The organism is Sorangium aterium, assembly GCF_028368935.1.
Lineage (GTDB): Bacteria > Myxococcota_A > Polyangia > Polyangiales > Polyangiaceae > Sorangium > Sorangium atrum.
Genome location: NZ_JAQNDK010000006.1, coordinates 383,292 through 396,057 on the forward strand (window position 1 = coordinate 383,292; position 12,766 = coordinate 396,057).

Below are 12,766 nucleotides of genomic sequence, written 5' to 3' on the forward strand. Positions count from 1 at the left end.
GAGGGGCCAGGCTGGCGATCGCGAGATCCAGGAACCAGGAGGCGATGGCCATGTCCGAGGCTCACCACACCGGCGGCTGTTTGTGCGGCGCGATCCGCTACCGCGCGCGCGGGGCGCCGGTGAGCGTCAATGTTTGCTATTGCAGCCAGTGCCGGCGCCAGAGCGGCGCGCCGATGCCGGCCTTCGCGTCCTTCGCTGACGAGCAGTTCGAGCTGCTCTCGGGCGCGCCCGCAACGTATCGCTCATCCAGCTTCGCCGTCCGCCAGTTCTGCGCGACCTGCGGCTCGTCGCTGTTCTGGCGCCGCGACGGGGCGCGGGAACTCGACATCTTCCTCGGCACGATGGACAGGCCCGGCGACGTGCCGCCGCCGTCCTTCCAGCTCTGGACCGTGCACCGCGTGCCCTGGCTGCCCCCCATCCAGGGGGCCACGGACTATCGCGGGGACAAGGCCGGCAGCCAGAGCTAGCCGGCGCTGTCCTCGCCGGCGGCCTCCTTCGCTTCCTCCTCGGCGATCTTCGCCCGCACCTCGTCCATGTCGAGCGAGCGCACCTTCTCGATCACCTGATCGAGCGCCGATGCGGGCAGCGAGCCCGCCTCCGCGAACAGGAGGACCTTCTCGCGGAAGATGAAGAGCGTCGGGATGGAGCGGATGTTGAATGCCTGCGCCAGATCCTTCTGGTCGTCCGTGTTGATCTTCCCGAACACGATGTCCGCGTGCTTCTCGGAGGCCTTCTCGAAGACGGGCCCGAAGACCCGGCACGGGCCGCACCAGGGCGCCCACCAGTCGACGAGCACGATGCCGTTCGACTCGACCGTCTTCTCGAAATTCTCCGCGCTGAGCTCGATGGTACTCATCCGCGGAGCATACCCTCCGGGCACGCCCGTGTCGTGGAGCGAGCGGCCAGGCGCCGCCGGCGGCGCTCAGGGCGCGCTGCAGGCGACGATGGGCTCGATCGGCTCGACGAGGAGCTGATCGACGCGTACGCGCCCGACGTCGCGGCGCGGGCGGAGCCGCTCCAGCGTGCTCCTCCACCGAGGGGGGGCCCCGCGTCCCGGCTCCGCGCGGGCGCCGTGCTACACCATCGGCACAGCTTACCGTCGAAGGAGAGTGCGCCATGACGAACGCGTCAGTTCAATCCCTCGCCGATGCCATGGATCTCGGGTCGTTGCTGCAGGAGATCCGGGATCGACACGGCGAGTTCGATCTCCTCGCCCACTGGAAGCAGGGCGAGTTCCACCACGACGTGGTCCTCCGGGTGCACCGCTTCGCGCCGCTGCCGGCGCCGGTGCTCGTCGTGAGCACGAACTGCAACGGCGGGGTCAAGGAAGTGCTCTGCCTCGGCGATGTCCCGGAGCGTTATGCCCTCTGGCATCATCGCTGCCCCGGCGTGCCGGAGTTCTCCGGCGACCTGCCGCCCATCGCCGCTCAGGCGCGGACGTCGCACTACTTCGACCCGTGCGAGCTGCTCGCGACCGACGCCCGCAGCGAGCTGCGCCCCGAGTTCCGCGAGCGCGACGTGGGCGGCGGATGGCGCCCGCGGTGCGGGCAGCCCGGCCCGGCGCTCGACGCTACGGGAGAGCCCGGAGGCGCGCGCGGGTCAGCGCCAGGGGAGACGTGCTCGTGATGCGCCGGTGATCCCCGCCGCGCCGATCTTCTCCGGCGGGGAAGGCCGCTCAGCGGCGCCTTTTGCCCATCGCGCCTCGCCCCGTGGCGCGCGCCGCGCAGAAGGCCGCGTCCAGCCGCCAGGCCGCGCGCGACGCCTCGCCCTCCGTCGCGCCGCGCGCGCCCGCGGCCGCGGCGATCACCTTCCTGAAGTGCGCGCCTGCCCTGCGGCGCTCGATCGTGACGAGCGCCAGACAGAGCGCGACGAGCAGCACGTCGCGGGCGCTGGGCTCCGGCAGCGTCCACGCGAGCCAGCCGGTGGCGATCGCGAGCATCGCGGTACAGAGCTCCCAGGACGCGGCGCGCTCGGCGCCCTCCGACTCCGCCGTGGCGGCCAGCGCGTGCGTCACGCTGGGTGGCGGCTCGAGCTCCCCTCCGGAGAGCTCCGGCGCCCCTGCGCCGGGATCAACGGTCGCGCCGGCGCTCGCCGCGGGACGCGCCAGGGACGCTGCGACTACATTCGTTGCCGCACCGGGATGGATTGAGCTCATACAAACACCCTCCTCGCCTTGCCGTCCGGCCCTGCACGATCCCCAGGCTCGCACGCCGCGCGCCAACGTGAAAAGAGCGACCCGACGCGCTCTGCGAGGCTCGGAGCACGCATCACGTGCGCGTCTGTTGTGCAGGACACGCAATCGGTGCATCTGTTGTTCAGGACACGCAGTCGGCTCGTGCCCGCGAGACTCGCTCGCACCGGGGGCGTAGGGGGGCTTGTCGCTCTATCTCGCACCTTTGCTGGTCCGGCGCGAGGCGCGGGCCTCTTGGCGGGGAGGAGCGACGCGGCGGCGTCGATCAGGGCAGGGAGATCGGGAGTGCTGTCGCCGCCGCTCGTGCTGCGTCGCCGGCCTTCGACGGCGCGGCTGGGGGCTCCGGCGTGGAGGGCTGCGCGATCTCGCCGGATTGCAGGAGGCGCGCGCGCACGAGATCGCGGCTGACGCCGAGCCGCGCCGCCGTCAGCCCCAGGTTGCGGTCGCAGCGGCGGTAGGCGGTGCGGATCACGATCTCCTCGACCCGCTCGTGCACGTTCGGGAAGCTGGCGTCGAAGAGGGCGGCGATCGTGTTCTCGAGCGTCGCCATCAGCCCGTCGATGCGGCCCGGCGGCTCGATCGCGGCCGCCTTCGGCCGGAGGCTCGTGAACCGCAGATCCTTCCCTGTCACGCGGCCTGCGCGGCAGACGAGGAGCGCCTGGTGAATGACGTTCTCGAGCTCGCGGATGTTGCCCGGCCACGAGTGCGCGAGCAGCCGGTCCACCGCGGACGACGTGAGCACGCACGGCGTGGGCCCCAGGCGGCGCCCGTACGTGCCAAGGAAATAGCGGGCGAGCGGCAGGATGTCCCCCGGCCGCTCGCGCAGGGCGGGGACAGGGATCGCGGCGCCATTCAGCCTGGAGAACAGGTCCTCACGGAACCCGCCGACGGCGACAACGTCGTTCAGCGGGACGTTCGTGGCCGCGATGATGCGCACGTCGACCGGCACCGGGGTCCGCGAGCCGAGCCGGACGACCTCGCGGTCCTCCAGCGCGCGCAGCAGCTTGACCTGCACGCCGAGCGGGAAATCCCCGATCTCGTCGAGGTAGAGCGTGCCGCCCTCGGCGGCCTCGAGCAGGCCGTGCTTCATGGTGAGCGCCTTCGGGGACGCGCCCTGCTCGTGGCCGAAGAGCTCGCTCTCCGCGAGCGCGGGCGACAGCGCGGCGCAGCTCACGGCGAGGAAGGGCCGGCCGCGGCGCGCGCTGAGCTCGTGCACGTGCCGCGCGATGATCTCCTTGCCGGTGCCGATCTCGCCGGTGATGAGCGCTGCCGCGTCGCCCGCCGCGACCTGCCTCGCGCGGTGGAGCAGCTCTTGCGATCTGGGATCCTCGAAGAGGAGCGCCTTGGCGCGCTCTGTCGGCGCCGCCGTCGATTCGGGGGTGGGGAGCGTGAGCAAGCGCATGGGTATACCGCTCAGGCCGCCACCTCGCGCGCCGGCAGCGGGAGGCCTTCCCGGATCACGCTGTCGATGAAGGGCCTCACGATCTCTTCCAGCTTGCTCCCGAGCTCGTCATCGACGTCGAGCACCCCGTCCTCCCCGAGCCGCAGCGCCTTGTCGAGGAGGAACAGCCCCGCGACGACGTGCCGCGCGCCGAGCGACTGGAGCACCGGACGGAGCGCGTAATCGATGGCCAGCACGTGCGCGAGCGTCCCGCCCGTCGCGAGGGGGAGAGCTGCCTTCCCCGCGAGCCCGAACTGCGGCAAGAGGTCGAGGAACGCCTTGAGCGCCCCCGTGTACGAGGCCTTGTAAATGGGTGTCGCGATGACGACCCCGGCCGCCTCCGCGACGACCCGCGCCGCGTCCGCCAGGGCGGGGGAGTCGAAGCGCCCGTGCAGGAGATCCTCGGCCGGGAGCTCGCGGACGTGGATGGTGGTGACGCGAAACCCCTCGCGCACGAGCCGCGCCGCGATGCGGGCCGCGAGCGCCGAGGTCTTCGAGCGCGCAGAGACGCTTCCGGTGATGATGGCAATGCCTGACATGAGCACAGCATACCAAGGCCCGAGAGCGATGTCTACTATAACGGATGAATTATCCGTCCGGGCGGATCATGTTGCTGGAGGTCGGCCTCGGGGGAGGGGCCGTGTGTGGGCGCGCGTGGGAGGATCGGTATCCGGGCGCAAGAGAAGAAGAGGGCGCCGGTGGGGGGCCGGCGCCCTCTTCATGAGCGAACGCTCGCTCTCACGCGCACGAGCGCTCGCTCGCGGTCAGTTCTCGAACCGCACGTTGTCGAGGTAGTACGGACCGGAGTTGCTGGTCACGTTGAGGTTGAACTGCAGCTTCACGTCGCTGGCCCCTGCGTTCAGCGCGTTCTTGGTGGCCGTCGGCAGCGTGGCGAACTGGATCTTCACGAACTGGCCCCGGGTGAGCGGGGTGAGCGGGACGTTGCCGGCCCACTGGTTGTTGATGCCGGCCGAAGGGATCGAGATCAGCACTTCGATGTTCCCGACCCAGCTCGGGTTCGGCTGGGCGGGAGAGACGAAGAGATCGAGCGTGATCTTGTTGCCCACCGGGGCGAGGTTCGCCGAGCTGAAGTTCGGGCTGACGATCGCGTTGAACGCGGCGGGCGTCTTCACCTGGAGCGACGAGATGCCCTCCACCACCCGGCCCGTGTGGACCGACAGCTGGGCCTGCGCCGACGTCCACGCGCCCGGCTTCTCGAACCCGAGGATCGGGTTGTTGAGGAGGAAGTCCGCCATCACGTTCTTCCGGAACGGGATGAACACGCCCGTGAGGGCCTCCGAGATCTTGAAGCGCTGCCCGCCCGGCTCGTCCGGATCGGCCTCCAGCTGCTCGGAGGTCTGCGTGAACGGCCTCAGCTTCGCCAGCGTCGCGGTCGTGCCGAGATCGAGCCCGACGGTCGGGGAGCCCGTGGCGTCGCCGATCGGCTCATGGCACCCGCTGCACGACAGGGAGAACGCGCGACCCACGACCTGATCCGGGGTGAGCGCGCTGCCCATCGCGGTGAGCTTGCTCTGGATGCTCGTCCTGAGGGCCGAGGGCCCGGCGCCGAACGTCGCGAAGTAGTTGTTCTGGAGGCCGATCATCTGGCTCTCTCCGGCGTTCATCGTCGTCGGATAGCTCGGCTCGAAGGCGAAGCGGTTGATGTCGTCCGCCGCGACGAGCCGCTCCACGAGGCCCGGGAACGACGTGCTCCTGAAGGCGACGGCGCGCGCGTCGGTCGAGGCGGGATCGAAGAGCGGCGCGGCCGGGGTGTCCTTCACGAACGACGGGGTCACGACCAGCGTGCCGCTGCTCCCCGAGCCGCTGTGGAGGAGCCTGAACTCCCGGAGGTTCCACGTCGTGAAGGGCTCGGGCGCATTGCCGTCGACCGCGGGGGCGAAGAGGAACTCGTTGGTCCGGATCTGGCCGCCGTACGGCCCCGCGTTCTGGCCGTAATGATTGATGTGGAAGACGGGCTCGAACCCCCCGGGCAGGCCGTCGAAATAGAAGGCGAGCAGATCGTCCCTCCGTTCCGCCAGGCTCTTCGCCGGATCCGACAGGTGGTACCAGAAGTCGACGACCGGGCGGCACCCTTCCCGGCCAAGGCTCGGGGTCGGGTTGGGCAGCCGGCCCTCGAAGATGATGAAGTTGCGCATCTGGAACGCCCCCTCCGGGATGCCGGAGCGCCTGGCGAAGACGACGCGGTATTCACCGCAGTTGGCGCCGTCCGGCGGGGCGAGGTCGAAGCGGTTCGACAGGGTCGTGGCGACGTAGGCGTTCGGGGCTTCCTCATCGGCGAAAGGATCCCTATCGGCCTCCAGGCCCACGACGCGGGGGCAGTCGATCGGCCACCCGTTGATGGACCCGGCCGAGCCGGGGATCAGCACGTCGTCGCAGTGCGGGCCGAGGCCGATCCCGTCTGCGGCCTTCCGGTTCGTGTCCATGAACTGCCGGAAGAGCTGGAGGGGCGTCAGGCTGACGCCCGCCTGATCGATGAGCTGCTGGAGCACGTCCTTCAGCTTGAACGCGCCGACGATGTCGGTGTTCGTGACGACGAGCGAACTCCGCTCCTTGATGGGGAAAGTCAGCGAGAGCGCCTGGCCGGCCTCCGCGATCTCGCCCTCGGCGAGATCGGCAGGAGCGCCGTCCGTGGGCCCGAGATCCGCGCAAGAAATCGGCAGAATCGCGAGCGCGGCCAGCGCGGCGCGCCGCGCCCCCTGCCACGCGCCGGGGGAGGCAGAATCAGAATGAGAGCGCACCGGACTGCTCGAACTCGACAGCTTCGACGACATGAAACCTCCTGAGATGACCACGAAGAACGGCGGAGCCGCGCGAAAGCGCGAACGCGCGCTCGCGGATGGAACGAGCGGCCCGAGGAGGACGACCGCCGGCGAGCGCGCGCGTCGTTCACAAGGAGACGACGCTCGGCGCGCGCCGCATGGGCGGCGTGCCTCGCCGCGGCCAGCGCTGCCACGGCAGCCTGGCCTCATCGAGCCGCTGAATCCACCGTTCTTCGATGAAACGCCAGGGCGCCGGCGCCTCTCGGCGCGGCCGCCCGTGAACGTGGGGCGTATGTTAATACTGTTTAGGTACCGGGCAAGCGATATGAACGCTCGTGTTTGTACTCGCGTTAATTTTTCGCGGTCCGTGTCTGCGTCGGTTTCATGTCGATTTCTTGTGGTCCGTGTGAGCGTCGATGTCGTCGCCGCTGGCACAGGCGAGGCGATCCGGCTCGGTTGCTCGAACGTCGTGTGGAGTTCGCGGGTGGAGCCGTCGTCGTGGAAGCAATCACCGAGCCGCGGCGACGATGCGGCGCAGCGGCTCGGCGAAGGAGCTCGATGGATACCGCGCGAAGAACGCCGCCGCGCGCGCCCGCGCCTCATCGGCGCGCCCGAGGCGCACCAGCGCGCGGATCGCGATGAACTCCCGCTCTTCCGCCAGCCGCCCCTTCGGGAACTCGGCCTGGTGCCTCTCCAGCGCGGCGAGGGCGGCCTCCGGATCCTGCGCGAGCGCCGCTCTGGACGCGTCGACCAGGTTGGACTCCCGGACCAGGTCGTCGCCGTCCGCCGAGGCGGTCGTCTCCGGCGCCGGCGCGGCCGGCCGGGGGCTCCGCGGCGCCTCGCGGCGGAGGGCGGACGGGGGCGGGCGCGGCGCCTCGGCCGCCGGTGCTTCGGCGACCGGGGCCTCGGCCGCCGGCGACCCGGCCGGCTCGCGGCCGCCCGCGCGTGAGAGGAGCCGCTCCAGCGGCAGATCGGTGAGCACCGGAGGGGGCGCGATCGGCGCGGCGGCGTTCGGGGCCTCGCCGAGGGCAGCGTGGAGCCCTGCTCCGCCGGCCCCGATGCCCACCGCGAGGAAGATCCCCTTGATCCACGCCGGCACCGTGGCGCCGGCGGCCGCGCCCGCGGCCGTCTCGAGCGGCGCCACCCGGGCCGCGGTGCGCGTAAGCTCGGCGGACGTCATCGGGCGGATGGGCGCGGCGGCGCGGAGCAGCTCGCGTGCGCCCGGCGGAGCGCCTCCTCCCTCCTGGTTCCATCGCTTCGGATCGCTCATCTGGCCCCCCTGCGCGCGCGCTCGACCTCGGACTTCTTCAGGAGCGTCGCGAACTCCTTCCGCGCCGCGTGGAGCCGCGAGTAGACGGTCCCGATCGGGACGCCGACCAGGCGCGCGATCTCGTCGCACGGCATCTCCTCGATCTCGAACATGACGAACACGGCCCTTCGATCGAGATCCATGGCCGCGAGGATGCCCTCGAGCTGCAGCCGCGCCTCGCGGCTGGAGGTGATCTCTTCCGGGCCGCGCGCGGGGTCCGGCACGTCGTCCACCACCTCGCCGAGCCGCTCGCGGCGCGTGTGGGCGCGGCGGCGGTGCGACGCGGCGACGCGGCGGCAGATGGCGAAGAGCCAGGTGGTGATGGGGCAGGCCCAGTCGAAGGACGGGAGCCGCTGCTGGACGACGACGAAGACGTCCTGGAAGGCATCCTCCAGGTCAGGGTGCTGGATGCCGAACCGCTGGAGGGTCGCCCAGACGAAGTTGCCGTGCTCGGCGTGCAGGGCGACGAGGCTCCGTGGCGGCTGCTTGGCGTCGCGCAGGACGTCGGCTCGTAAGCACTGCTCCACGGGAGACTGAATGCCGGCAGCCCGTGGATCCTTCATCAAAACGTGAGGCCGACCCCCCCGAACGCCGCGGCGGCGAGCGCGGCCTGCTCCAGGCCCGTCGGCCGCCCGCCCTCGAGCTGGAAATCGTACCGTGTCACGGGGACGAAGAGGTCGATGCCGGTCTCGAGCCGCAGCGGTCCGAGGACGCGGACGCCGAGCCGCGTGCCGGCCCCGAGGCTGAGCCACGCGCGCGAGCCGACGTCGGTCGGCAGGATCGTCGGGAGGACGCCGTCGTCCCCGTAGATGACGGCGTAGATGGCGCCCGCCACCGCCCGGCCGCAGAGCCCGAGGGCGACCGAGCGGCTCCGGACCATCTCCAAGCACGCGCCGAGCCAGCCCGCCGTGAGCCCGAAGGCGAACGTCCGCTGGGCCGCGCGCTGCTCCGGGAGCCACAGCACGCCCGTCTCGAGCGTCCACCGCGGCAGGATCGACCATTCGCCCGACAAGGCGACGCCGAACCCGGGCGAGGGGACGATGCCCATGGAAGCGAGCCCGCGCCAGGCGACCGAGAGCCCGGGGGGCGGCGTGGTCTCGGCCTCCGCCGGCCAGGGGAACGGCGGCTCCGGCGCCCGCTCCGCCGCCGGAGGGCGCGCAGGAGGGGCCGGAGGGCGCGGCGCCTCGGCGGCCTGCGGGGAGCGCGGCGCCTCGGCGGTCGGGGGGGAGAGGCCGGCCTCTGGATCGATCGTGAGCAGGATGTGCACCGCCGCTGCGGCCACGATGCCGTCGCAGCTCTGAGTGTTGTCGGAGAGCTCGCGGACCGTCGGCGGGGAGCCGTCGCACAGCTCGGTCCGGATCGTGGCCGACCAGGCCCCGGGCTGCCCCTGCACCGCGGCCTCGATCGAGGCGGCCTTGCCCATCGTGACGAGCCCCCGCCCGAGCCGCCGCGAGATCTCGGCGCGGAACCGCGACGCCGACGGGCACCGCCCCTCCGCGCCCGCGAGGCGCACCCACGACACGTCCGCGGCCGCGCGATCGCACTCGGCCCGCGCGCTGGCCGGCGTGAGCGCCGCGCAGGCGCCGAGCGCCGAGACGAGCGCACGCACGGCCGGCGCGCTCACCCTCCGCTCCCTTCCTCTCGCCCGATCGATCCCTCTGCGGGGAAGGACGTGGGCTCGTAACGGGGGCGCGCCATGACGGCGAGGATGTTTCGATCGATGGCCAAACGGATCGGCGATGCTGTACACCCGGACGATTCGCGAGTCACCGGAATTTCTGGCGGGTGGTGGTGAAGGCCGTCGGTGAGCGAGACGGAGATCCGGTATTCATCCATTCGCGAGCCCGCAGCCCATGCACTCCCGCCCGACCACCATCGGCGTCCTCACGCCCTTCCTCGACGGCTTTTATTTCACGTCGGTCCTCAGGGGGATCCATCAGGAGGCGCAGCAGCGCGGCCATCGTGTCTTGGTGGTGCGCGGCACGCCAGCCTACGTCCAGGCGCCCTCGCTCGCCCGGGACCAGGTGGACGGGTGGATCGTCGTGCTCGCCACGGATGGCATCGAGCTCCTCGCGCAGGCGCGTGTCCCGCTCGTCACGGTCAGCTCCTGCGCCCCCGAGGCGGGCTGTCCGACCGTCATGGCGGACAACCGCGAGGGCGTCCGGAGCGCGGTGCGCCACCTGATCGAGCATGGCCATCGGCGCATCGCGTTCGTCGGCTGCATCGATCAGGACGACATCCGCGCGCGCTTCGACGGCTACATGGAGATGCTCATCGAGAGCGGGATCCCCTTCGATCCCGGCCTCGTCTTCGACGCCGACAACAACTGGCACTCCGGCGGCCAGCGCGCCGCAGAGGCCCTCATCGCGCGCAGGGGAGATCTCACCGCCGCGGTCGTCGCCACGGACAAGAACGCGCTCGGGATGATGTCGGCCCTCCAGGCCGCCGGATACCGCATCCCCGACGATCTGGCGATCATCGGCTTCGACGACATCACCGATGCGCAGTGGTCGGCCCCTCCGCTGACGACCGTGCGCCAGCGCTTCGACGCCCTCGGAGCGCTCGCGTACGAGCTCGTGCTGGCGCAGGTCGCGGGCCAGGTCGTCCCGTCCGGGCCCGTGCTCGCGCCGACCACGTTCGTCAGGCGGCGGACGTGCGGGTGCGACCCGCTCCAGGGCTTGCTCCACCCGAAGCGCGCGGCGCCCGACGACGACCTCGAGCGGCAGATGGTCGAGCTGCTCCTCCGCCTGCCGCTCCCGCCCGAGGCGCCCCCGGCGTCGGTGTGGCCCGGCGTCTCCGCCGTGATCGCGGGATATGCCGCGGCGATCGAGGGCGCCGCGCCCCCGCCCGCGGCCGAGATCGACGAGGCCTGTCAGCAGGCCGTCCGCCTCACGCCTGACGTGGAGAGCCTCATGGGGATCGTCCGCCTCCTCGGCCGGTCCGGAATGCGACGCCGCGCGCGCCTGGACAGGGAAGCAGCGGAGTCCGCGGAGGCGCGAGCCGAGGAGTTCCAGGAGCGGCTACGCCTCTCGCTCATGCTGGCTCGCGTCGAGACCGAGCGGCAGTTCGTCGACGACCTCGGGGCGCTCATGCGGTCCGATCACGAGGTGAGCCTCGCGCTGCTCGGCGGCACCCAGGAAGAGTCGCGCTCGCTCTCCTGGCTCGACTCGACCGCCGCCGTCTGGGGCTGCCTCGCGCTCTGGGAAGACCCGGCGACCCGCGCGCGCCTCGTCATCGCAGGCGCCTACAGCCGCGATGGCAGCCCGACTCCCCCGCTCGGCGCCCTCTGCGCGCGGGAGGATTTCCCGCTCGCAGAGCACTTGCCGCCCTCGACCGCCGGCGGCCCGTTCATGGTGACGCTCCTGCCGATCCGCACGCTCCACCACGACTGGGGGGTCCTCGCGATCGTCGGCCCGAGCTCGATCGAGGTCGCCGGCGACGAGGGCACCATCTCGATCTGGGGGGCGCTCCTCGGCGCCGCGCTCGAGCGGGACGCGCTCGTGCAGTCGCTCTCCGAGCAGCACGCGAGCCTCCAGGAGGCCTATCAGCGCGAGCGCACCCTCTCGGCCGCGGTGCGCGAGCTCGGCTGCCCGCTCATCCCGCTCATGCCCGGCGTGCTGCTCGTCCCGCTCGTCGGCGAGCTCGATGGAGATCGTGCCCGGCAGATGCTCGAGCGGGTGGTCGATGGGGTGAGCCGACACGGGGCGCGCTGCGTGCTGCTCGATATCACGGGCGTCCCGAGCATCGATGCCCAGGTGGCCCACGCGCTCGGGCAGACGCAGCGCGCGGCCTCCCTGCTCGGCGCCCGCGTCCGCCTCGTCGGCGTGCGGCCCGAGCTCGCGATGCGCCTCGTCGCCCTCGATATGCAGCTGGGCGATCTGTCCAGCCACCAGTCGCTGGCGTCGGCGCTCGAGGACCTCGCGTCGACCGAGGTCCCCTCGCTCCGCACGAGACGGAATAACGTGGCTGAAGCGACGCCGCGTTCGTCGCGCAACGCGATCTCGGATATGGGGCGTCGCGGAGGATCGGAGTGACGCTCCACGCGCCGCGCTGAGCGCGCGCGCAGCGCTGTGGCCCGCGCCCTCGGCGCGCCGCCGGCGCCGGTCTCGTCTGGGGCTGAGCACGTCTCGAACGTGCATGTCGCCTCCCACGGTGCTTGTCGAGCACGCAACATGTGCGGGACATTGCGGGGCGTCGCGAGGTATCGCGAGAGCTCGCGAGATGCCGAGCGATGTGCCGTGTCTCCCCGGCTCCACGCGCGCTGGACAGGAGATCCGCCGCCGGGCGATACTCGATCCATGCGCGTCGGCGACGTCGTCGGGGGGCGGTTCGAGCTGCTCGCGCTCGCCGGCTCCGGCGGTATGGGGGAGGTCTATCGGGCGCTCGATCGGGTGACAGGCACCACCGTCGCTCTCACGGTGGTGCTCGGGGCGGGCGTGCACGTGGCGCGGTTCGACCGGGAGGCAAGGTTCCTGTCGGAGCTCTCGCACCCTGGGATCGTGCGGCACGTGGCCCACGGGAGGACCTCCTCGGGGAGGTCCTATCTCGCCATGGAATGGCTCGAAGGAGAGGACCTCTCGCGGCGCCTCGTGCGCGGCCGCCTCACCGTCGAAGAGACGCTGACGCTCGGCGTGAAGGCCGCCGAGGCGCTGGCGGAGGCGCACGCCCGCGAGAACGTCCACCGCGATCTCAAGCCGAGCAACCTGTTCCTCGTGGACGGGCAGATTGAGCAGGTGAAGATCCTGGACTTCGGGATCGCGCGGCGGCTCGACGCGACGCCGATGACGCTGACCGGGGTCGCCCTCGGGACGCCGGCCTACATGGCCCCGGAGCAGGCGCGCGTCGGGTACAGCGCGCTCACGCCGCGCGCCGACGTGTTCGCCCTCGGCTGCGTGCTCTTCGAGTGCCTCGTGGGCGCCCCCGTGTTCGTCGGCGAGAACATCCCCGCGATCCTCGCGAAGATCCTGTTCGGCGAGGTCCCCTCGATCCGCTCGCTCCGCCCCGAGGTCCCCGCCTAGCTCGACGCGGTCGTCCACCTGACGCTC

The 12,766-nt window shown here is 71.7% G+C and carries 12 protein-coding genes; 4 read left to right on the forward strand and 8 right to left on the reverse strand.

Annotated elements, in window-relative coordinates:
* Positions 1 to 50: 50 nt before the first annotated feature.
* A complete protein-coding gene (locus POL72_RS45525) occupies positions 51 to 467 on the forward strand; it encodes a GFA family protein (RefSeq protein WP_272103177.1) in 417 nt (138 codons plus the stop codon).
* On the opposite strand, the gene trxA is transcribed toward POL72_RS45525, so the two are convergent.
* Positions 464 to 856: a thioredoxin gene (gene trxA, locus POL72_RS45530; RefSeq protein ID WP_272103178.1), complete on the reverse strand. Its 393-nt coding sequence runs from the start codon at positions 854 to 856 to the stop codon at positions 464 to 466. The two genes, POL72_RS45525 and trxA, sit on opposite strands and share 4 nt — an antisense overlap.
* Positions 857 to 1,116: 260 nt before the next feature.
* On the opposite strand from trxA, the gene POL72_RS45535 reads away from it, so the two are divergent.
* Positions 1,117 to 1,626 (forward strand): hypothetical protein, encoded by a 510-nt coding sequence (locus tag POL72_RS45535; RefSeq protein WP_272103179.1) that lies wholly within the window; start codon positions 1,117 to 1,119, stop codon positions 1,624 to 1,626.
* A 49-nt stretch (positions 1,627 to 1,675) separates the two neighbouring features.
* Here POL72_RS45535 and POL72_RS45540 read toward each other — a convergent pair whose 3' ends face one another.
* The 7 genes from POL72_RS45540 to POL72_RS45570 form a co-directional block, all read right to left on the reverse strand.
* A complete protein-coding gene (locus tag POL72_RS45540; protein WP_272103180.1) occupies positions 1,676 to 2,155 on the reverse strand; it encodes a hypothetical protein in 480 nt (159 codons plus the stop codon).
* A 301-nt stretch (positions 2,156 to 2,456) separates the two neighbouring features.
* Entirely contained in the window at positions 2,457 to 3,593 is a 1,137-nt protein-coding gene (locus POL72_RS45545; RefSeq protein ID WP_272103181.1) for a sigma 54-interacting transcriptional regulator, read from the reverse strand.
* A gap of 11 nt (positions 3,594 to 3,604) precedes the next feature.
* Positions 3,605 to 4,171: an NADPH-dependent FMN reductase gene (gene ssuE / locus POL72_RS45550; protein ID WP_272103182.1), complete on the reverse strand. Its 567-nt coding sequence runs from the start codon at positions 4,169 to 4,171 to the stop codon at positions 3,605 to 3,607.
* A gap of 225 nt (positions 4,172 to 4,396) precedes the next feature.
* On the reverse strand, positions 4,397 to 6,391 hold the full coding sequence (locus tag POL72_RS45555) for a hypothetical protein (protein ID WP_272103183.1): 1,995 nt from the start codon (positions 6,389 to 6,391) through the stop codon (positions 4,397 to 4,399).
* A 529-nt stretch (positions 6,392 to 6,920) separates the two neighbouring features.
* Complete coding sequence (locus POL72_RS45560; protein ID WP_272103184.1) at positions 6,921 to 7,682, reverse strand: hypothetical protein; 762 nt, start codon at positions 7,680 to 7,682, stop codon at positions 6,921 to 6,923.
* Positions 7,679 to 8,248, reverse strand: coding sequence for an RNA polymerase sigma factor (locus POL72_RS45565; RefSeq protein WP_272103185.1), 570 nt, complete (start codon positions 8,246 to 8,248; stop codon positions 7,679 to 7,681). The genes POL72_RS45560 and POL72_RS45565 overlap by 4 nt, the downstream gene beginning before the upstream one ends.
* Positions 8,249 to 8,283: 35 nt before the next feature.
* Complete coding sequence (locus POL72_RS45570; protein WP_272103186.1) at positions 8,284 to 9,345, reverse strand: hypothetical protein; 1,062 nt, start codon at positions 9,343 to 9,345, stop codon at positions 8,284 to 8,286.
* 229 nt (positions 9,346 to 9,574) lie between these two features.
* Between POL72_RS45570 and POL72_RS45575 the strand changes: the two genes are divergently transcribed.
* Together POL72_RS45575 and POL72_RS45580 are read left to right on the forward strand one after the other, a co-directional pair.
* The gene (locus POL72_RS45575; RefSeq protein ID WP_272103187.1) at positions 9,575 to 11,755 is read left to right on the forward strand and encodes a substrate-binding domain-containing protein; all 2,181 of its coding nucleotides are present in this window, start codon (positions 9,575 to 9,577) and stop codon (positions 11,753 to 11,755) included.
* A 264-nt stretch (positions 11,756 to 12,019) separates the two neighbouring features.
* The gene (locus POL72_RS45580) at positions 12,020 to 12,739 is read left to right on the forward strand and encodes a serine/threonine-protein kinase (RefSeq protein ID WP_272103188.1); all 720 of its coding nucleotides are present in this window, start codon (positions 12,020 to 12,022) and stop codon (positions 12,737 to 12,739) included.
* The last annotated feature ends 27 nt before the right edge of the window (positions 12,740 to 12,766 follow it).

Excerpts from the sequence above, each read along its gene's own strand:
- POL72_RS45525 (WP_272103177.1), top strand. The coding sequence starts at position 51 with ATGTCCGAGGCTCACCACACCGGCGGCTGTTTGTGCGGCGCGATCCGC.
- trxA (WP_272103178.1), bottom strand. The coding sequence starts at position 856 with ATGAGTACCATCGAGCTCAGCGCGGAGAATTTCGAGAAGACGGTCGAG.
- POL72_RS45535 (WP_272103179.1), top strand. The coding sequence starts at position 1,117 with ATGACGAACGCGTCAGTTCAATCCCTCGCCGATGCCATGGATCTCGGG.
- POL72_RS45540 (WP_272103180.1), bottom strand. The coding sequence starts at position 2,155 with ATGAGCTCAATCCATCCCGGTGCGGCAACGAATGTAGTCGCAGCGTCC.
- POL72_RS45545 (WP_272103181.1), bottom strand. The coding sequence starts at position 3,593 with ATGCGCTTGCTCACGCTCCCCACCCCCGAATCGACGGCGGCGCCGACA.
- ssuE (WP_272103182.1), bottom strand. The coding sequence starts at position 4,171 with ATGTCAGGCATTGCCATCATCACCGGAAGCGTCTCTGCGCGCTCGAAG.
- POL72_RS45560 (WP_272103184.1), bottom strand. The coding sequence starts at position 7,682 with ATGAGCGATCCGAAGCGATGGAACCAGGAGGGAGGAGGCGCTCCGCCG.
- POL72_RS45575 (WP_272103187.1), top strand. The coding sequence starts at position 9,575 with ATGCACTCCCGCCCGACCACCATCGGCGTCCTCACGCCCTTCCTCGAC.
- POL72_RS45580 (WP_272103188.1), top strand. The coding sequence starts at position 12,020 with ATGCGCGTCGGCGACGTCGTCGGGGGGCGGTTCGAGCTGCTCGCGCTC.